We start from the raw sequence: 18,262 nt of genomic DNA on the forward strand, positions 1-18,262 counted from the left end.
CTTTCGTTGTGAACCGGCCCCGACAATTTTTTTTTCAATTCTGCCTTGAAGCCAATTCAGATGCCCTTATATCTATTGGTGAAGCAGGAGGTGCCAGACACTGGGCCTTCACAGGTTTGTCCACGAGGAAAACCCGCTTCATGACTGACTTTCGTAATAGTATTGCTTCATAGAAGGATAGTGATTATGCGTACCTTAGATTTTACTCCTCTGTACCGTTCTGCCATTGGTTTCGACCGTCTGTTCAACCAGATGGAGCAAAACCTCAATAACAGCAATGGTGGATATCCTCCATACAACATAGAGCAGCAGGATGAAAACCACTACCGTATTACCATGGCGGTGGCCGGTTTTTCTGAAGCCCAGATGGACATCAGTCAGCATCAAAATCGCCTGATTGTGACGGGTAAACGTGCTGATGCCGACAACAACCAAGAACAGCGTCATTATCTGTATCAGGGCATTGCTGAGCGCGATTTCGAGCGCAAGTTCCAGTTAGCGGATCACGTAAAAGTGGTGGGTGCCTCGATGGAAAACGGTTTGCTGCACATCGAACTGGAACGGGAAGTCCCAGAAGAAGAGAAACCGCGTCGCATTGCGATTAACGGACAACGTCTGTTGGGACAAGAAGACTCGGTGGTGAGTCATTCCGCTGAATAAGACTTGTGAAAGTACTGTATGGAAGGTCAGCCTGTGGGCTGGCCTTTTTTATATGTGAGCCAACCTGATGAGAAGCAGGCTATGTTTCACGTGAAACACAGGTGCTATCTCATGATGAAGGTTTCACGTGAAACAATACTTCATTGACGCTTTGGTTAGGATTATCCTCTTCAAGCTGTGATCTATTTTGAAGGAAGAAAAGTGTGGGTAAGGAAACCAAACCACAATTAAACCCGAAACGTCAGCGTGTCAGTGCAGCCTGCCTGCAGCCGTTGTTGCCAGCGAATACACCTGACGGATTGTCCCTCGTTACGGCTGCAGACCACCATGAACGTTTTGTTTTCAAATTAAAGAAAGCCGCAGAACGAGAGGCTGTCACTCAGATCTTTGGATGGGATGAAACCTTACAGTACCAACTGCATCTGTCTGAGTGGCAGGATTGTAAACCCTTGTTGATTCTGATGGACGGAACCCCGATTGGCAGTGTGTTACTGGAAATGATTGCGCCCGAATGTCATTCGAATACCGAACAAGACAGTCGCGATCTCCCTCAAAGTTATTTCAGCCGTTTCTTTCTTTTACCGCAATGGCAGGGACGGGGGATTGGCAGTGCGGTGCTACGGGCAGTGATTGCCTGGTCTGACAAAGCACATCGACCTTGTTGCTTAACGTATTTACAAGGCAATTCAGTGAGTGGTTTATATCGGCGGTTCGGGTTTGAAAAGATCACTGAAGATTCTCAGTTTGTCACCATGGTTTACCATCCGTATACAAAGACAACCCTCTGAGCCACCTGTATCTGTGACATAAATTGTGCTGCTTGCAGACGACTCTGTCTGGGTTCAGATGAGCAAACAGGGCAGTGAATGCCCTGTGAATTGTCTTTCAACGCTGGGTTCAGTGATACTGTTAGCCTTGCTGATAGGCTTTTGCGATTTCTTCGGCAATGATAGCAATGCCGCGCTGCATCTTTTCATCTTCCTGCACATAGTTCATGCGCAAACATTCATGGCCGTGTTGCCAGTCTTGTTCCAAGCCAATGAAAAAATATTCACCGGGCACTATCAGTACCCCTCGTGCTTTCAGGCGCCGGTACAGTTCCATGGTAGTGATTGGCAGCTCTTTAAACCACAACCAAAGGAACATGGCACCTTCCGGTTTGTGGATCCGAAAACGCGGGTCTGGAATGGCTTGTTGCAGCCATTGCACCGCCTGCTGCGATTTTTTGTGATAGTAAGGTTTGATGACAGTTTCACTCAAACGCAATAAGTCGCCTTGCTCAATCATCTTGTTGGCAATTGCAGGGCCGACACTGCCCGGCGCCAGGCTGAGCACACCGTTCATGTTGGCCAGTGCTGTGGTGATCTCTTCACTGGCAATAACGATGCCGCAACGCACGCCGGGTAACCCCAGTTTAGAGAGGCTCATGCACAGGATAGTGTTGCGGTTCCAAAAGGGAGTGACGTCTTCAAAAATGATGTCAGGGAACGGCATGCCATAAGCATTATCTATGATTAACGGGATGTTGTGCTGCTGAGCGAGCTGATCCAAATGACGAATTTCTTCGTCGGTCAGGACATTGCCGGTCGGGTTGGTTGGCCGCGACGCGCAGATAGCGCCCACACTGTCATCTAGGGTCAGGGCGTTGAAATCGACGTTGTACTTGAACTGGCCGTTATCCAGTAAGCTAATCTCCGGCCTATAAGAGATAAACATATCCGGGCTGACGCCGGCATCCCCGTAGCCGATATATTCTGGCGCAAGCGGTAGCAGGATTTTCTTGCGGCGGCCATCGGGAAATTCACCAGCCAGCAGGTTGAACAAACTGAAGAAGGCGCTTTGGCTACCGTTGGTCAGGCTGATGTTTTTGCTGCTGATATCCCAGCCGTAACGTTCACTCAGCAGGGCAGCCAGCGCATTAATAAAGGTGTTTTTCCCTTGCGGCCCATCATAGTTTGTCATGGCTGCTGTCAGCTCGCCGCTTTGGTTCAAACTGTTATTGAGCTGGGTAAAGTACTCCACCATAGCCGGTATCTGTGCCGGGTTACCGCCACCTAGCATGATGGCTTCCGGATTACGCAGGCCATCATTCAAATCATCCATTAATTGGGTAATGCCTGAGTAGCGGGCAAACTTGTTACCGAATGTAGAAAACTCCATCTTGCTTCGACCTCAGTGTGTGTCTTGTTGTGATTTTTTTGTGGGTGAGCCAGACAACATACAACAATGATACATACAGTGAAAGTGGCTTTAGTCACTGCAGTCCCACATAGTGTTCATCATATGTTCCACGTGAAACACAGTCGTAAATCAGGCGTGTCACTTTAAGTTTAGATGAAGCTATCCGGTGAACCGTTGTGGTGGCGACACGGCCCTCAATGGTGCGAGATGGGAGGGTGATGAGTCGTGAGTGATGAGTGCGATGCTGAATATTTAGGTGTGTTGATCCCGCGGTTGGTGCTTGCATAATGGGCCGGGTGTTGTAATCTTGAATGGCGCTACCTGCGCCTCCTGCTCGCGGAAAGGATAGTATCCAGGGTCACTGGCTTTTGTAACACAGCCGACAACGTATTTCTGCCTTCTCTTCTGTCAGGCGAGCACAGGAGCTAAAGAGAATGGGGAAATCATGAATTCAGACAATGCATTTTCGTTTAACCTGAACTACCTCAAATCCCAGGCTAAGCATCGCCTGAAAGCCATACGCCGCGGCGATCACCATGCCTTGCAATCTGTTAAGCAGCTACATCCGAAACAGGCACAGCTCAATCCGGACAATATTAAACTGGCAGATATCCAATTCGTGATGGCCAGGGAGTGTGGGCTACCCAGCTGGAGCCGCTTGAAACACCATGCTGAAATGCTTGAGCATCACAAACAGCAAATGGCGCAGGGTAGTGAAGCGCTGGATAGGGATCTCACCACATTACACATTCGCTGCGGCCATGATATTGCACAGCGCTTAGAGCTGGCGGGCTTTCATGGTGACTTCTTGCCATTTATTGATCCCTACTGCATGGGGCCGCTTTGCTCAGCGCCCGATTTCGAACGGGAACGCGCTGAATACATCCGGCAGTCTTTACTGAGTGAAATCGGCGATCCGCGCACGACGGATGACATCCTGACTGAGACGGCGGACAAGCTAGCGCAGCTCGCACAACCTGATTATCACCGGCTGGTATTCTGGGTCGAGCACGATAATTACGATCAACTTATGCTGATACGCCTGCTGACGCATGTGGCGACACTGCCGGGTGTGGCTGGCCGTCAGCTTGAGATCATAGAAGTGAATCATTTTCCGGGTAATACCCGTTTTATCGGGCTGGGCCAGTTACCCGCCGAAGGGTTGAGATCGCTCTGGCAGCACAGACGGCTAGTGGATGCCATTACCTTGGAGAGAGCAAGAGTACTGTGGCAGGGGTTCTGTTCCCCTGATCCTGCGGCGCTGCTTGCCTTGCTCGGTGCCTCCTGGCTGAGCCAGTTCGAAAACATGGCGCAGGTGATACACCGTCATTTGCAGGAGCTGCCGCATCAGCAATCCGGCTTAAGCCTGACTCAGTCGTTGGCACTGTCTGTGTTGTCGGCATCGGGCAAGATGACGGTTGCCGATCTGTTTCGTGGCTATCAAGCGCTTGAGCCGTTACCCTTTTTGGGCGATCTGATGTTCTGGGTATTGCTCAAGCCGTTGCTGCAAGGCAGTCAGCCTTTAATCTGTCTTGAATCATCACCCGGTTCTGCTTCGTGGCAGGAGCAGATTGTCAGTCTGACTGAGCAGGGAAGCTTATGCCTGTCACAGCAGCGCAAGATCGTGTGTAGTGCTTACTGGGTTGGGGGAATCAGAGTCAGCCCCGAACAACATTGGACCTGGGATCATGCATCGCTGTCTTCATTGCATCTGGTTCAAGGTTAGCCGGGTAAAGCAGACAGTATGGCTTGGGCGTTTCACGTGAAACACTCTGTGGCAGCGAGCCGGCTGTCAGGTGTCTGATTCTGGCTGGCAGCTAGTAGGACCTGACAAGACGGGACAAGCAGGTAAAAGAAAGCCCGCTGGTGCGGGCTTTGTGATCAGACTAGAGAGCCTGTGACGCTCATTAATGGCTATCAGTTCTGGAGCAGTGAAATATCTGCCACTTTTAGGAACTGATTACGTAGCTGGTTGAGCATTGTCAGCCGGTTCACTTTCAGGGCTTGGTCATCAGCCATTACCATCACGTTGTCGAAGAAGGCATCGACTGAATCGCGCAGGGTAGCCAGCTCTGAAAGGGCTTGCTGATAATCACCGGCAGCAAAAACAGGGGTCAGTTTAGCGGTAACTGCTTCCACGTTTTTCGCCAGAGCTTTTTCGGCTTCTTCAACCAGTAACTGGCTGTCGATTGCCGCAGGTAACTCACCATCAAATTTCGCCAGGATATTGCCGACACGCTTATTGGCCGCAGCCAGTGATTCCGCCGCGTCCAGAGAGCGGAAATGGCTGACCGCTTTAACGCGCTTATCAAAGTCAGCCGGTGAGGTCGGGCGACGAGCCAAAACGGCCTGAATCACATCAACCGTGTGGCCTTCATCCTGATACCAGGCACGGAAGCGGCCCAGCATGAAATCAATCACATCGGCTTCTACGTTATGGTTCGTCAGCTTATGGCCAAACAGCGCTTTGGCTTTGGCAATCATATCGACCAGATCCAGCTGATAGCCTTTTTCTACCATGATGCGCAGGGCACCCAGAGCGGCTCGGCGCAGCGCGAATGGGTCGTTGGCACCTTTAGGGTGCTGGCCGATACCGAAGATACCTACCAGGGTGTCCATTTTGTCAGCCAGTGCAACCGCCGCTGCGACATCGGAACCCGGCAGGCTGTCGCCGGCAAAACGTGGCATGTATTGCTCGTTGAGCGCCACTGCAACATCTTCGTGCTCACCGTCAAGCCGCGCATAGTGCATGCCCATTACGCCCTGAGTATCGGTAAACTCGAAGACCATGGATGTCATCAGATCGCATTTTGACAGCAGGCCAGCACGCTCTGCGTGTTCTATATCAGCACCAATTTGCTGAGCGATGTAACCGGACATCGCGGTAATACGATCTGTTTTGTCACGCAGGCTGCCCAGCTGTTTCTGGAACAGCACGCTGTCCAGCTCGTGCAGGCGATCAACCAGCGGGCGCTTACGGTCGGTGTTAAAGAAGAATTCAGCATCTGCCAGACGAGGGCGGACGACTTTCTCGTTACCCTCGATAATGTGGCGCGGCTCTTTCGACACTATGTTAGTGACGAAGATAAATTTCGGCAGCAGCTTGCCCGCCGCGTCATAGACAGGGAAGTACTTCTGGTCACCTTTCATGGTGTACACCAGGGCTTCTGCCGGAACGTTCAGGAATTCTTCTTCAAAAGAGGCGGTCAGAACAACCGGCCACTCGACCAGAGAGGTGACTTCTTCTACCAGCTCGTCTTCCAGATCGGCGGTGCCGCCAACGGCAATGGCGGCTTCTTTGGCACCGGCAATGATATGCGCTTTACGGGTGTCGTAGTCAGCGATCACTTTACCGCGCTCTTCCAGGATAGCAGGGTACTGATCTGCATGTTCAATGCTGAACTCTGCTTCACCCATAAAACGGTGGCCACGAATGGTACGCGCCGATTCCACACCCAGAATCGTGCCGGGGATCAGCTCGTCATTAAGTAGCATGACCAGAGTTTTTACCGGGCGGATAAATTGTGTCTCTTTATCGCCCCAGCGCATAGGTTTCGGGATAGGCAGTTTTGCCAGTGCCGCCGCTGCCAGTTCGCACAGCAGTTCGGTTGCGGCTTTGCCTTTGACGGCTTCTTTGTACAGTAACCATTCTCCTTTGTCTGTCTGCAGGCGTTCAGCCTGCTCGACAGTAATGCCGTTACCGCGCGCCCAGCCCTGAGCGGCTTTGGTCGGGTTACCGTCAGCATCGAAAGCAACGCTGATCGCCGGACCGCGCTTCTCGACCACCTTATCAGCCTGGCCTTCTGCCAGTGCGGTGACTTTCAGAGCCAGCCGGCGTGGTGCGGCGTACCATTTGATATGGTCAAAGGCTAATTCAGCCGCGTTCAGTTCCGCCGTAAAGTTTTCGGCAAAGGCTTCTGCCAGGGTGCGCAAGGCTTTTGGTGGCAGCTCTTCCGTACCCAGTTCAATCAGAAAATTCTTGTCAGCCATGCGTGATCCTTACTTGTCTTTTTTACACATCGGGAAGCCAAGTGCTTCACGAGAGGCATAGTAGGCTTCAGCCACTTGCTTGGTCAGGTTACGGATGCGCAGGATATATCGCTGACGCTCAGTCACCGAGATCGCTTTACGGGCATCCAGCAGGTTGAAGGCATGGCCAGCTTTCAGAATACGCTCGTAAGCCGGCAGCGGGAGAGGCTGTTCCAGTTCAAGCAGTGACTTACACTCTTTCTCGCATTGATCAAAGAAGGTAAACAGGAAGTCGACATCAGCGTATTCAAAGTTGTAGGTCGATTGTTCTACTTCGTTCTGGTGGAAAATATCACCGTAGGTCACTTTTCCTAAAGGTCCGTCGGTCCATACCAGGTCATAAACAGAATCGACACCCTGAATGTACATGGCCAGACGCTCGATACCGTAAGTAATTTCACCGGTTACTGGTTTACATTCCAGGCCGCCGACTTGCTGGAAGTAGGTGAACTGGGTGACTTCCATACCATTCAGCCATACTTCCCAACCCAGACCCCAGGCACCCAGCGTCGGGTTTTCCCAGTTGTCTTCCACGAAGCGGATATCATGCACCTGCGTGTCTACGCCCAGCGCTTCCAGCGAGCCCAGGTAAAGTTCCTGAATGTTGTCTGGCGATGGTTTGATGATCACCTGAAACTGGTAATAGTGCTGCAGACGGTTAGGGTTTTCACCGTAGCGGCCGTCGGTCGGGCGGCGTGATGGCTGCACATAGGCGGCCGCAATAGGCTCTGGGCCCAGTGCACGCAGGCAGGTCATTGGATGCGAGGTACCGGCACCCACTTCCATATCCAGCGGCTGCACGATAGTACAACCTTGCTGGCCCCAGTAATCCTGAAGCGCCAGAATCATGCCCTGAAAGGTCTTGATGTCGTATTTTTGCATTGTCAGCTTCGCGAGATCCGTTGATATAAGTAGAAAAGATAACAATCCAGTATACCTTGGGTCGCCTTGAGGGAGTAGGGGCAGCGCACGTTTTTTGCGCATAACAGTATCGAATGTAAATTTTTGTCATCAGGCTTCCGCTATAAGCAGAAACAAGGTAAAAAAATTGACAGGTTTTTGATATCTGCAGTCTCTACTTGACTACAATGCAGCAGGATAATGCTAGCGGAAACGGGCGTTCCGTTCGGCAAACTTACAATTTATCGGGGAAAGAACATGCAACAACATCATTCAACAATGTCACGTAAGTGGGTACGCGCTATCCTTTTGGCCGGTGTTACTACTATGGTAGCTACGGGCTGTACCACAGTTAATCCCTACACACGTGAAGATCAGACAGCAAAATCAACCAGTGGTGCTCTGATAGGTGCCGTTGCTGGCGCGGCTATCGGTGTGGCCTCTTCGAGTAAAAGCGATCGAGGTAAAGGGGCGCTGATCGGCGCAGCTTCTGGCGCGGCGCTGGGCGGAGGTGTCGGCTATTACATGGATGTGCAGGAAGCAAAACTGCGTCAGCAACTGGAATCAACCGGTATCAGTGTGACGCGTGAAGGCGATCAGATTGTGCTGAACATGCCAAACTCGATCACTTTCGGTGTCGACCAGTCTAACCTGAGCCTGCAGGCGATGAATGCACTGCAAAACGTGGCTTTGGTGGTGAAGGAGTACGATAAAACCCAGCTGAATGTTTACGGTTTTACTGACAGTACAGGGTCTGAATCTTACAACCTGCGCTTGTCTCAGGTCCGTGCCAGTGAAGTCAGTAACTACCTGGTTCGTACGGGCGTAGCGGCGCAGCGTGTTCTGGCGAAAGGTATGGGTGAAGCTCATCCGGTAGCTTCCAATGGCAGCGATCAGGGGCGTGCTCAGAACCGCCGGGTGGAAATTGTCTTAAGCCCGACCGCGTCTTAATCACACCAACAGCATGAGTTCAGGAAGGAAGGGAAGATTAGCTTCCCTTTTTCGTCACTTGATTCCGGGTGCCATTCTGGCTATCATGCCAGCTCCTTTGGGGAGTAGCCTGCCGTTCTGACGGCACAATCATCAACATAATTGAAGCAAAATCTTCATGGTGATTGTGACTGACCATTACTCCGGTCAGTTTGGCGAGACCATAGGCAAATCGACATGAACCGGGGTGGGGCGTGTCAGTTTGTCTTTGGTTAAAATTATAATCCTCGCCCCAATGAGCATGTCGTGAGCATTTTAGCTGTTTCTATTACCACGGTCGCCCTGGCTGAGATTGGGGACAAAACCCAATTGCTGTCATTGTTACTGGCCAGTCGGTACCGTAAGCCTGTTCCTATCATTCTGGCCATTTTCCTGGCGACTCTGGCCAACCATGCTTTAGCGGCCTGGTTGGGCGTGGTCGTTGCTGATTACTTATCGCCTGAGATTTTAAAATGGGTGCTGGTAGTGAGTTTTGTGGTGATGGCGGGTTGGATTCTGATCCCGGATAAACTGGATGACGATGAAACCATTTCAAACCGCGGCCCGTTTATTGCCAGCTTCATTGCCTTTTTTGTGGCGGAAATCGGTGATAAAACCCAGGTGGCAACCACCATGCTCGGGGCAAAATACCATGACGGCCTGATGCTGGTCGTGCTGGGCACCACTATTGGTATGCTACTGGCAAATGTGCCTGTAGTACTGATCGGTAAGCTGTCAGCTGACAAAATGCCATTAGGGTTAATCCGCAAAGTCACTGCTGCACTGTTTGCTGTACTGGCGCTGGGTGCCGCCTTTGGCCTGTAATCCGGTTCGAAGCAGGGAGCGGGCGTCTTATGCCTGCGATTAATGAGATTGTCATAAGGCAGCGTTAGGCTGCCTTACTTATTTTTGTAGCTTGTTGCTATGACTTGCCTTTGCGGATCAGGAAGCGGTATGGCGGTGAGTCTGTTTCCGCCGCCAGCAGCGTATGGTCCATAAACCGGCAAAAGCTCGGGATGTCTCTGGTTGTGGATGGGTCATCGGCCAGCACTAATAGTGTGTCGCCATCTGCCATCCTGCGAATAGTTTTACGCACCATCATGACAGGTTCCGGACAACGCAGTCCTTGTGCTTCCAGATTGTGAGTGGCGGATTCAAATTTCGTGATCATAGTGAAGCCATATCGTAAATGAGAGCCAGATCATACTCACGGATAATAAACAATCAACCGGGGGTTGGCAAAGGTAACAATTATGTGTAACTTAGTTAACAACTTGTTAACCAATTTGTCATCGCGGGAGGTGGAGATGATTACTCAGATGGATAGACTGACTATTTACTGTGTGCTGTGCTTTATCGCTTTCTGCTCTATTGTACTGCGCAATGCAAATGACTTAACTCTCTTTTCGCTGGCAGGCTTAGTGGCCGCGGCGATCGGACTCTGGCTCGAGCTCTCTCATTCTCCTGAGCTCGAAGAAGAGGAAAGCTAACTTTCACATCTACTACACTCCCCAGTTTTCTTGGGCTTCCCCGCTTTTATAGCGGGATTTTTTTTATCCGGGGTACAGAAATAATCACCCGGCCCGTGTGGCAGACCGGGTGATGAGAGATGGTTTATCAGGACAGTTTTACGAGTGTACGCCCGGTGACCTGACCCTTAATAATGGCTTGGGCAAATTCCGGTACTTGTTCCAGTGAAATGGTTTGTCCTGCTTGCTGATAAAAACTATCCGGCAGCAATTCGCTCAGACGCTGCCATGCCTGCTGGCGTTTTTCATATGGGCAATACACAGAATCGACCCCTAACAGCCGTACATTGCGCAGGATGAAAGGCATCACTGTGGTTGGTAAATCAAATCCGCCAGCCAATCCGCAGGCCGCGACCGCACCGTTATAATCCATTTGGGTCAGTACTTTGGCCAGGACTTTGCTGCCCACAGTGTCGACTGCGCCCGCCCAGCGCTGTTTCTCCAGCGGTTTGGCCGCTTCTTCCAGTTCCCTGCGATCAAGAATGGAAGTCGCCCCCAGTTGTTTGAGCAGATCGCCATTTTGCGAAGCGCGACCGGTGACAGCGGCGATGCGATAACCCAGCTTAGCCAGGAGCGTTATCGCGACAGAGCCGACACCACCGCTGGCACCGGTGACCAGAATCTCGCCAGACTCAGGCGTGATACCCGCATCTTCCAGCGCCTGGATACAGAGCATAGCGGTTAAGCCGGCTGTACCGATAACCATTGCCTGTTCGGGGTTTAAACCTGCCGGGAGGGGAACCAGCCAGTCGGCTTTCACACGGGCCTGCTGAGCCATGCCGCCCCAGTGGTTTTCACCGACGCCCCAGCCGGTCAGTACCACAGGATCGCCCGCCTGGTAGCGGTTATCACTGGAGGTGATGACAGTACCTGCAAAGTCGATACCCGGCACCATGGGGAATTGGCGGATAATTTTGCCAGCGCCTGTGATAGCCAGGCCATCTTTGTAATTGAGCGAGGAATAGTCGACAGCCACAGTGACATCGCCGTCTGGCAGCTGGCTGCTGTCAATGTCACCAACATGAGCTTGGGTGGTGTTATCTTGCTGGTTGAGGATCAGTGCCTTAAACATTACGGTTCTCCGTGCTGGGAATAAGCGTCTGTTTGTGATTGTAATGAGTCAGAGTGTCTCATATATGAACATAAAACAACTTTTTGTCTGATTATGGATATAAAAAAGCCCGCGACAGGTGCGGGCTTAATCGGTGTTGTGATAACGGATTAGTCGTCGACGCGCTCAAAGATGGTCGCAATGCCCTGACCCAGACCGATACACATGGTCGCCAGGCCGTATTTCACATTCTGATGTTCCATCAGGTTGATCAGTGTGGTTGAGATACGTGTACCGGAACAGCCCAGAGGGTGACCCAGTGCAATGGCACCGCCGTTGAGGTTCACTTTTTCATCCATCGCATCCAGCAGACCCAGGTCTTTGGCGCATGGCAGAGACTGAGCAGCAAAGGCTTCGTTCAGCTCGATCATGCCGATATCATCGATAGTCAGGCCGGCACGTTTCAGCGCTTTCTTCGACGCCGGCACCGGGCCGTAACCCATGATAGATGGATCACAACCGGCTACCGCCATCGACTTGATACGGGCACGAATACGCAGCCCCAATTCTTTGGCTTTGCTTTCGCTCATGATCAGCATAGCTGAAGCACCGTCAGACAGGGCAGATGATGTACCGGCTGTCACTGTGCCGTTAGCCGGGTCGAAAACAGGACGCAGACCTGCCAGACCTTCAACTGTGGTTTCAGGACGAATCACTTCATCAAAGTCGAATACTTTCAGTATGCCGTTCTCGTCATGACCTTCGGTGGGCAGAATTTCATTTTTGAAGCGGCCTTCAACGGTAGCGGCATAGGCGCGCTGGTGAGAGCGTGCAGCAAATGCATCCTGTTGTTCACGGCTGATGCCGTGCATACGGCCCAGCATTTCAGCCGTCAGGCCCATCATACCGGCAGCCTGAGCCACAGATTTTGACAGACCAGGGTGGAAATCCACACCATGGTTCATCGGCACGTGACCCATATGTTCCACACCGCCGACCAGGCAGATCTCGGCATCACCCACCATGATGGCACGGGTGGCGCTGTGCAGTGCGTCCATAGAAGAACCGCACAGGCGGTTAATGGTGGTGGCGCCTACAGTGTGCGGGATACCTGCCAGCAGTGCTGCGTTACGGGCAACGTTGAAGCCTTGCTCCAGGGTCTGCTGGACACAGCCCCAGTAGATATCTTCAATGGCCGTTGGGTCAACCTGAGGGTTACGCTCCAGCAGACCTTTCATCAGGTGTGCTGACAAATCTTCAGCACGTTTGTTACGGAAAGCACCGGCTTTTGAACGCCCCATAGGGGTACGGATGCAATCAACAATTACGACGTTATTCATGTGTGTGTTCCTCGTCCTTAAGCGTTTACTGGTGCGTTGTAATAGCTTTCGCCTTTAGCGGCTTTGTCACGAAGACCGGCAGGGACTTCGTAAACAGCACCCAGATGCGCGAATTTTTCTGCCATTGCGACATAGTTCGCCAGGCCGATTGAATCCAGGTAACGGAACACCCCGCCGCGGAATGGAGGGAAGCCCAGGCCGTAGACCAGCGCCATATCCGCTTCTGCCGGTGTGGCGATAATGCCTTCTTCCAGACAACGCACTACTTCGTTAATCATAGGAACCATGGTACGGGCGATGATGTCTTCATCACTGAAATCAGCGGCACGGCTGACAACAGGAGCCAGCAGCTCAGCCACTTCTGGCGCCAGATCTTTCTTCGGCTTGCCTTTTCTATCGACAGAGTAGGTATAGAAGCCTTTGCTGTTTTTCTGGCCCAGACGCTGGCTTTCGAACATCACGTCGACCGCATCTTTGTAGTCTTTACCCATACGCTCCGGGAAGCCTTCTGCCATCACAGCCTGTGCATGGTGCGCGGTGTCGATACCGACAACATCCAACAGGTAAGCCGGACCCATTGGCCAGCCGAACTTCTTCTCCATGACTTTATCAACTTTGGTGAAATCAGCGCCGTCACGCAGCAGCAGGCTGAATCCAGCAAAGTAAGGGAAAAGTACGCGGTTGACGAAGAACCCTGGGCAGTCGTTGACCACGATAGGGGATTTGCCCATTTTGGCCGCGTAAGCCACCACGCGAGAAATGGTCTCTTCCGAGGTGTGCTCACCGCGGATAATTTCAACCAGTGGCATGCGGTGTACAGGGTTGAAGAAGTGCATGCCGCAGAATTTTTCCGGGCGCTTCAGCGATTTCGCCAGCAGGTTGATTGGAATGGTAGAAGTGTTCGAGGTGATCACAGTGTCGTCGCCGACACGCTCCTCCACTTCCGCCAGCACTGCTGCTTTCACCTTCGGGTTTTCAACCACAGCTTCAACAATCACATCGGCTTCTTCAATGCCTGCGTAATGCAGCGTGGGCTGGATAGACGCCAGGATTTTGGCCATTTTCAGGCCGTTCAGCTTACCGCGCTCCAACTGCTTGTTCAGTAGTTTAGAGGCTTCATTCATTCCCAGATCCAGTGATGGCTGAGCGATGTCTTTCATGACAACCGGTACGCCTTTCAATGCAGACTGGTAGGCAATACCGCCGCCCATAATACCGGCACCCAGAACGGCTGCGCGTTGGGTGTCTTTGCCTTCTTTAGCAGCTTGCTTCGCTTTGCCTTTGATGTACTGATCATTGAGGAAGATACCGACAAGCGCTGGGGCGACGTCACTTTTTGCCAGTGCCACGAAACCTTTATTTTCAACTTGCAGGGCTTCATCACGGCTCATGCCAGCGGCTTTTTCAATACACTTAACGGCAGTGATTGGGGCAGGATAGTGAGGACCGGCAACTTGCATCACCATGCCTTTGGCCATAGTGAAGCTCATGGTCGCTTCGATTTTGTTCAGTTTTAGTGGCGCTTTTTTCTGCTCACGGCGTGCTCGCCATTCCAGCTTGCCGGCAATGGCATCTTTTAGCATGGTCAGCGCTGCGTCACGCAGGGTCTCAGGTGCCACAACGGCATCCACAATCCCAAGTTTTAAGGCTTCGTCGGCTTTTTTGGCTTTGCCGCCAGCGATGATGTCCATGGCCGGGTCGGCGCCAATCAGGCGAGGCAGGCGTACGGAGCCACCCCAGCCAGGCATGATGCCCAATTTGGTTTCTGGCAGGCCTACCAGCGCAGTATTGTCTGCAACGCGCATGTCGGTTGCCAGCACGCACTCACAGCCGCCACCCAATGCAAAGCCGGTAATGGCGGCAATGGTCGGTACTGGGATGTCTTCCAGGCGGTTAAAAATGATATTGGCTTCTGCCAGCCAGCTGGACAGAACATCCGCGTCTTGGGTCATGATGTCAGGAAACTCGGTGACGTCCGCACCAACAATAAAGGCGGATTTACCGGAAGTCAGGATTACGCCTTTCAGTTCATTTTGCTGATACAGCGCGTTGATAGCTTCACTGAGGTTTTCCAGGGTCTTGCGATCAAGCTTGTTGACGCTGCCTGGCGCATTGAAGTTGATTTCCGCAATACCATCTTCCAGATAGCTTACGGATAGGGTTTCACCTTGGTAAATCATGTTCTATCTCCGTGAATACCGGTTCATTGCCGGTTTGATTTTGACTGGTTTGGCCTCCAACCAGGTTAAAGATTAGTCTGAACCTGTTGCAAAGGGATTTCAACACCTATTTTAAACAATTGTTTAAACTTTGATATTGGTATGTAACTGAAGTTGTTTTACGTAGCTTGTGTTTGACTTCTCTGTAGATTCCCTGGTATCTGAATTGTTTTTTTATGTTTTATATCAATTATTTGTGTGATTGGTTGGCAGTGTGCCACCATGCCTTCTCGGTAAGCTTTCATCCATGTATAGCTCATGAAAGTGATAACAATGGCGTTACCTGTTGAAATTTGTGCGGGCTGTGGCGAGCGATCGGCCAAACTCACTTTCATCACCAGAATGGAAAAGCATGCTTGATAGACGGCGATTCGGCTCTTTGTTGTTCGCTGTGAATCTGTGAGCGCGTTTATGCTATTCTTGCGCCTTTGTATGGCGTGATGTGAGCAGGCAAAATGGATCAGGCTCCTTATCTAATACCAGCGGAACCCGTTGTTTTCGAACAAGAGATCAAAAAAAGCCGCTTCATTACCTATTTAGCCCACACATCTGGTGTGGAGGCGGCGAAAGCCTTTGTTCAGAGCATCAAATCACGGCATGCAGATGCTCGTCACAATTGCTGGGCTTTCGTGGCTGGTCGCCCTGAAGATTCCATGTCATGGGGGTTCAGTGATGACGGCGAGCCCTCCGGCACGGCGGGTAAACCTATGCTGGCCCAGCTCAGTGGCAGTGGGGTCGGTGAAATAACCGCTGTTGTCACGCGGTACTACGGCGGTATCCGGCTGGGTACGGGCGGATTAGTGAAGGCGTATGGCGGCGGGGTGCAGCAGGCGCTTGCTGTGCTCATCACCAAAGAAAAGGTCATTACTTCACCACTTTATGTCCGCTGTGCGTATAATCAGGTGCCTTTACTTGAGGCTGTGATCGCTGAGCATCATGCTGAAGTACAGCGCGCTGATTACGGGGTTGATGTCACTATGGACATTCTGCTTGATGCTCGCTTAGCCGAAACATTCAAGGCAGTGCTGATCAATCGCAGTGGCGGCCGGATTGTGATTCAGGACGCAGACAATATTTTGAAGAATTAAAAGTGAGCGCCCGCTAGATTATGCAAATTCGTTCCATTATCCGTATCGTTGGCCTGTTACTGGCGCTATTTAGTGTCACTATGCTGGTACCGGCCCTTATCGCCTTGCTGTACCGTGATGGTGCGGGTTTCCCTTTCGTGGTGACTTTCTTTATTTTGCTGGCGGGTGGGGCGGCACTCTGGCTGCCTAATCGCCATCAAAGGCGAGAACTGAAAGCCCGTGACGGATTTTTGATTGTTGTGCTGTTCTGGACAGTTATCGGCAGCGCCGGTGCTGTGCCCTTTATTTTGTCTAAGACACCGGATCTTTCTTTTACTGATTCTTTTTTTGAGTCGTTTTCCGCACTGACTACCACGGGTGCCACCGTCATTGTGGGGCTTGATGAATTACCTAAAGCCATCTTGTTCTACCGACAAATGCTACAGTGGTTTGGCGGTATGGGGATCATTGTGCTGGCCGTGGCCATCTTGCCTGTCTTAGGCATCGGTGGTATGCAGCTTTACCGGGCTGAAATCCCGGGACCGGTCAAGGACAGTAAGATGACGCCCCGTATTGCTGAAACGGCCAAGACACTCTGGTATATCTATCTGACACTGACTGTTGCCTGCGCCGGAGCTTTCTGGGTGGCAGGGATGGATCTCTTCGATGCCATAGCACACAGCTTTTCGACCGTCGCTATTGGTGGCTTTTCGACGCACGATGCCAGTATCGGTTATTACAACAGTACTGCCATTAATATGGTCACTGTGGTCTTTCTATTGATCTCCGCCTGTAACTTTTCATTGCACTTTGCGGCGTTTTCCAACCGTGGCCATAACCTGCGGACCTATTGGCGGGATCCCGAGTTCAAGGCTTTTCTCGTGATACAGCTGATCCTGCTGTTGATTTGCTATGGCATGCTAATGAAGCACCAAACCTATGACACCTGGTGGGCAACGCTGGATCAGGCGCTGTTTCAAACTGTGTCTATCTCAACGACAGCCGGTTTTACCACAACCGGTTTTTCTGAATGGCCGCTTTTTCTGCCTGTATTGCTTCTGTTTTCTTCCTTTATAGGGGGGTGTGCAGGATCGACGGGGGGCGGGATTAAAGTGATTCGTATACTGCTGTTGTTTTTGCAAGGCGTCAGGGAGCTCAAGCGCCTTGTGCATCCCCGTGCTGTGTATACCATCAAAGTAGGCAACAAGGCCTTGCCGCAGCGTGTGGTAGATGCGGTTTGGGGATTCTTCTCCGCCTATGCTTTGGTGTTTGTTATTTGCATGCTGGTTCTGGTCGGGACGGGAATGGATGAGCTGACGGCATTTTCGGCAGTCGCTGCCACCCTCAATAACCTGGGCCCGGGGTTAGGGCAAGTTGCCGTTCATTTCGGGGAGGTGAACGACGCAGCGAAGTGGACATTAATCGTGGCCATGCTGTTTGGGCGTCTTGAAGTTTTTACTTTACTGGTGTTATTCACCCCGACATTCTGGCGAAACTAAGGAGAAGTGTGTGGAGAAGGTTTTATTGCTGCACTCCAGTTGTGACGGTCAAACCATCAAAATCTTACGCTATATAGAGCAGCAGTTAGGCGGGCACTATCTGTGTGAGACCCAGGATATTCATCAGTCACCTGAGATTGACTTCACTCGCTATGATCGAGTGTTGATTGGTGCTTCCGTTCGATATGGCCATTTAAATAAAAAGCTGTACCAGTTTGTAGAGCAGAATCAGCAAGCTCTGGATAAACATAAAACGGCTTTCTTCTGCGTAAACCTGACCGCGCGTAAATCTGGCAAGGATACGCCGGAGACCAGCGTCTATGTGCAGAAGTTCCTGCAAAAATCGCCTTGGCACCCCAAACTCTTGGAGGTATTCGCCGGAGCGCTGCGTTATCCGCGCTACAACTGGTTTGACCGAACCATGATTCGACTCATTATGCGGATGACAGGCGGGGAAACCGATACGACAAAAGAAGTTGAATATACGGATTGGGACAGAGTTAGTGCTTTTAGCCGGGCATTCAAGCAACTTTAGTGGCTAAAAAGAGGTGCTTTTGGTGAGCTTTTGTTCGAAAAACAATAAAATCAAAAAAAACCTGAAAATGCGCTTGCGCCCTGAATTAAAGTCCCTATAATGCCGCCTCACTGAACGGGGTTACGGCAAAGAAAGCTGAAAACCAGAGGTTCACAGGAAAGTTGTTCTGAAATAGATTGAAAAAAGTGTTTGACACTGTTTTTCATTTCGTTAGAATGGCCGCCCTGTCCACGACAAGCCAATGGCAAGTCTGGCAACGCTCTTTAACAATTTGACCATGCAA

At 51.4% G+C, this 18,262-nt stretch carries 16 protein-coding genes and 1 riboswitch; of the genes, 9 read left to right on the plus strand and 7 right to left on the minus strand.

Annotated features, from left to right (window positions below; translation table 11 throughout):
* The first annotated feature begins 186 nt into the window (after positions 1–186).
* Together ibpA and Q4491_RS16485 are read left to right on the plus strand one after the other, a co-directional pair.
* Positions 187–660: a small heat shock chaperone IbpA gene (ibpA, locus tag Q4491_RS16480; protein WP_192017657.1), complete on the plus strand. Its 474-nt coding sequence runs from the start codon at positions 187–189 to the stop codon at positions 658–660.
* Positions 661–959: 299 nt separating this feature from the next.
* Positions 960–1,448 (plus strand): GNAT family N-acetyltransferase, encoded by a 489-nt coding sequence (locus Q4491_RS16485; RefSeq protein ID WP_303459057.1) that lies wholly within the window; start codon positions 960–962, stop codon positions 1,446–1,448.
* Between the two features lie 121 nt (positions 1,449–1,569).
* Here Q4491_RS16485 and Q4491_RS16490 read toward each other — a convergent pair whose 3' ends face one another.
* Entirely contained in the window at positions 1,570–2,820 is a 1,251-nt protein-coding gene (locus tag Q4491_RS16490) for a valine--pyruvate transaminase (RefSeq protein ID WP_237796198.1), read from the minus strand.
* A 466-nt stretch (positions 2,821–3,286) separates the two neighbouring features.
* On the opposite strand from Q4491_RS16490, the gene Q4491_RS16495 reads away from it, so the two are divergent.
* A complete protein-coding gene (locus Q4491_RS16495; protein WP_303459030.1) occupies positions 3,287–4,567 on the plus strand; it encodes a DUF1835 domain-containing protein in 1,281 nt (426 codons plus the stop codon).
* 191 nt (positions 4,568–4,758) lie between these two features.
* Here the strand turns inward: Q4491_RS16495 and glyS are convergent, their stop codons facing one another.
* Both glyS and glyQ read right to left on the minus strand, forming a co-directional pair.
* Positions 4,759–6,831 (minus strand): glycine--tRNA ligase subunit beta, encoded by a 2,073-nt coding sequence (gene glyS, locus Q4491_RS16500; RefSeq protein WP_192017660.1) that lies wholly within the window; start codon positions 6,829–6,831, stop codon positions 4,759–4,761.
* A 9-nt stretch (positions 6,832–6,840) separates the two neighbouring features.
* Positions 6,841–7,752: a glycine--tRNA ligase subunit alpha gene (gene glyQ, locus Q4491_RS16505; protein WP_027251759.1), complete on the minus strand. Its 912-nt coding sequence runs from the start codon at positions 7,750–7,752 to the stop codon at positions 6,841–6,843.
* Positions 7,753–8,028: 276 nt separating this feature from the next.
* Between glyQ and Q4491_RS16510 the strand changes: the two genes are divergently transcribed.
* On the plus strand, positions 8,029–8,721 hold the full coding sequence (locus tag Q4491_RS16510) for an OmpA family protein (protein ID WP_303459034.1): 693 nt from the start codon (positions 8,029–8,031) through the stop codon (positions 8,719–8,721).
* A gap of 94 nt (positions 8,722–8,815) precedes the next feature.
* Positions 8,816–8,963: riboswitch (yybP-ykoY riboswitch) on the plus strand.
* A gap of 43 nt (positions 8,964–9,006) precedes the next feature.
* Positions 9,007–9,564, plus strand: a complete 558-nt coding sequence (locus Q4491_RS16515) for a TMEM165/GDT1 family protein (protein WP_192017662.1) — start codon at positions 9,007–9,009, stop codon at positions 9,562–9,564.
* A 97-nt stretch (positions 9,565–9,661) separates the two neighbouring features.
* On the opposite strand, the gene tusA is transcribed toward Q4491_RS16515, so the two are convergent.
* Positions 9,662–9,910 (minus strand): sulfurtransferase TusA, encoded by a 249-nt coding sequence (gene tusA, locus Q4491_RS16520; RefSeq protein ID WP_303459037.1) that lies wholly within the window; start codon positions 9,908–9,910, stop codon positions 9,662–9,664.
* Positions 9,911–10,046: 136 nt separating this feature from the next.
* Between tusA and Q4491_RS16525 the strand changes: the two genes are divergently transcribed.
* Positions 10,047–10,229 carry a hypothetical protein gene (locus Q4491_RS16525; protein ID WP_027251764.1) on the plus strand — a complete coding sequence of 61 codons (183 nt, stop codon included), beginning with the start codon at positions 10,047–10,049 and terminating at the stop codon, positions 10,227–10,229.
* Positions 10,230–10,356: 127 nt separating this feature from the next.
* On the opposite strand, the gene Q4491_RS16530 is transcribed toward Q4491_RS16525, so the two are convergent.
* The 3 genes from Q4491_RS16530 to fadB form a co-directional block, all read right to left on the minus strand.
* Entirely contained in the window at positions 10,357–11,340 is a 984-nt protein-coding gene (locus tag Q4491_RS16530; protein ID WP_303459039.1) for an MDR family oxidoreductase, read from the minus strand.
* Positions 11,341–11,489: 149 nt separating this feature from the next.
* Positions 11,490–12,659: an acetyl-CoA C-acyltransferase FadA gene (gene fadA / locus Q4491_RS16535; protein ID WP_192017665.1), complete on the minus strand. Its 1,170-nt coding sequence runs from the start codon at positions 12,657–12,659 to the stop codon at positions 11,490–11,492.
* A 17-nt stretch (positions 12,660–12,676) separates the two neighbouring features.
* Positions 12,677–14,839, minus strand: a complete 2,163-nt coding sequence (gene fadB, locus Q4491_RS16540) for a fatty acid oxidation complex subunit alpha FadB (protein ID WP_303459043.1) — start codon at positions 14,837–14,839, stop codon at positions 12,677–12,679.
* A gap of 494 nt (positions 14,840–15,333) precedes the next feature.
* On the opposite strand from fadB, the gene Q4491_RS16545 reads away from it, so the two are divergent.
* The 3 genes from Q4491_RS16545 to hemG are packed head-to-tail and all read left to right on the plus strand — an operon-like array spanning position 15,334 to position 17,979.
* A complete protein-coding gene (locus Q4491_RS16545; protein WP_192017667.1) occupies positions 15,334–15,966 on the plus strand; it encodes a YigZ family protein in 633 nt (210 codons plus the stop codon).
* Positions 15,967–15,986: 20 nt separating this feature from the next.
* Positions 15,987–17,444, plus strand: a complete 1,458-nt coding sequence (locus tag Q4491_RS16550; protein WP_192017668.1) for a TrkH family potassium uptake protein — start codon at positions 15,987–15,989, stop codon at positions 17,442–17,444.
* A gap of 10 nt (positions 17,445–17,454) precedes the next feature.
* Positions 17,455–17,979, plus strand: coding sequence for a menaquinone-dependent protoporphyrinogen IX dehydrogenase (gene hemG / locus Q4491_RS16555; RefSeq protein WP_303459050.1), 525 nt, complete (start codon positions 17,455–17,457; stop codon positions 17,977–17,979).
* The last annotated feature ends 283 nt before the right edge of the window (positions 17,980–18,262 follow it).

The organism is Photobacterium sp. 2_MG-2023, from assembly GCF_030547675.1.
In the GTDB taxonomy this organism is placed as follows: domain Bacteria; phylum Pseudomonadota; class Gammaproteobacteria; order Enterobacterales; family Vibrionaceae; genus Photobacterium; species Photobacterium arenosum.

What these genes read in the sequence shown, in the direction of transcription:
- fadA (WP_192017665.1), bottom strand. Translation starts at nt 12,659, where the DNA reads ATGAATAACGTCGTAATTGTTGATTGCATCCGTACCCCTATGGGGCGT.
- Q4491_RS16525 (WP_027251764.1), top strand. Translation starts at nt 10,047, where the DNA reads ATGATTACTCAGATGGATAGACTGACTATTTACTGTGTGCTGTGCTTT.
- Q4491_RS16495 (WP_303459030.1), top strand. Translation starts at nt 3,287, where the DNA reads ATGAATTCAGACAATGCATTTTCGTTTAACCTGAACTACCTCAAATCC.
- Q4491_RS16550 (WP_192017668.1), top strand. Translation starts at nt 15,987, where the DNA reads ATGCAAATTCGTTCCATTATCCGTATCGTTGGCCTGTTACTGGCGCTA.
- glyQ (WP_027251759.1), bottom strand. Translation starts at nt 7,752, where the DNA reads ATGCAAAAATACGACATCAAGACCTTTCAGGGCATGATTCTGGCGCTT.
- Q4491_RS16545 (WP_192017667.1), top strand. Translation starts at nt 15,334, where the DNA reads ATGGATCAGGCTCCTTATCTAATACCAGCGGAACCCGTTGTTTTCGAA.
- Q4491_RS16510 (WP_303459034.1), top strand. Translation starts at nt 8,029, where the DNA reads ATGCAACAACATCATTCAACAATGTCACGTAAGTGGGTACGCGCTATC.
- glyS (WP_192017660.1), bottom strand. Translation starts at nt 6,831, where the DNA reads ATGGCTGACAAGAATTTTCTGATTGAACTGGGTACGGAAGAGCTGCCA.
- fadB (WP_303459043.1), bottom strand. Translation starts at nt 14,839, where the DNA reads ATGATTTACCAAGGTGAAACCCTATCCGTAAGCTATCTGGAAGATGGT.
- Q4491_RS16530 (WP_303459039.1), bottom strand. Translation starts at nt 11,340, where the DNA reads ATGTTTAAGGCACTGATCCTCAACCAGCAAGATAACACCACCCAAGCT.
- Q4491_RS16490 (WP_237796198.1), bottom strand. Translation starts at nt 2,820, where the DNA reads ATGGAGTTTTCTACATTCGGTAACAAGTTTGCCCGCTACTCAGGCATT.
- ibpA (WP_192017657.1), top strand. Translation starts at nt 187, where the DNA reads ATGCGTACCTTAGATTTTACTCCTCTGTACCGTTCTGCCATTGGTTTC.
- tusA (WP_303459037.1), bottom strand. Translation starts at nt 9,910, where the DNA reads ATGATCACGAAATTTGAATCCGCCACTCACAATCTGGAAGCACAAGGA.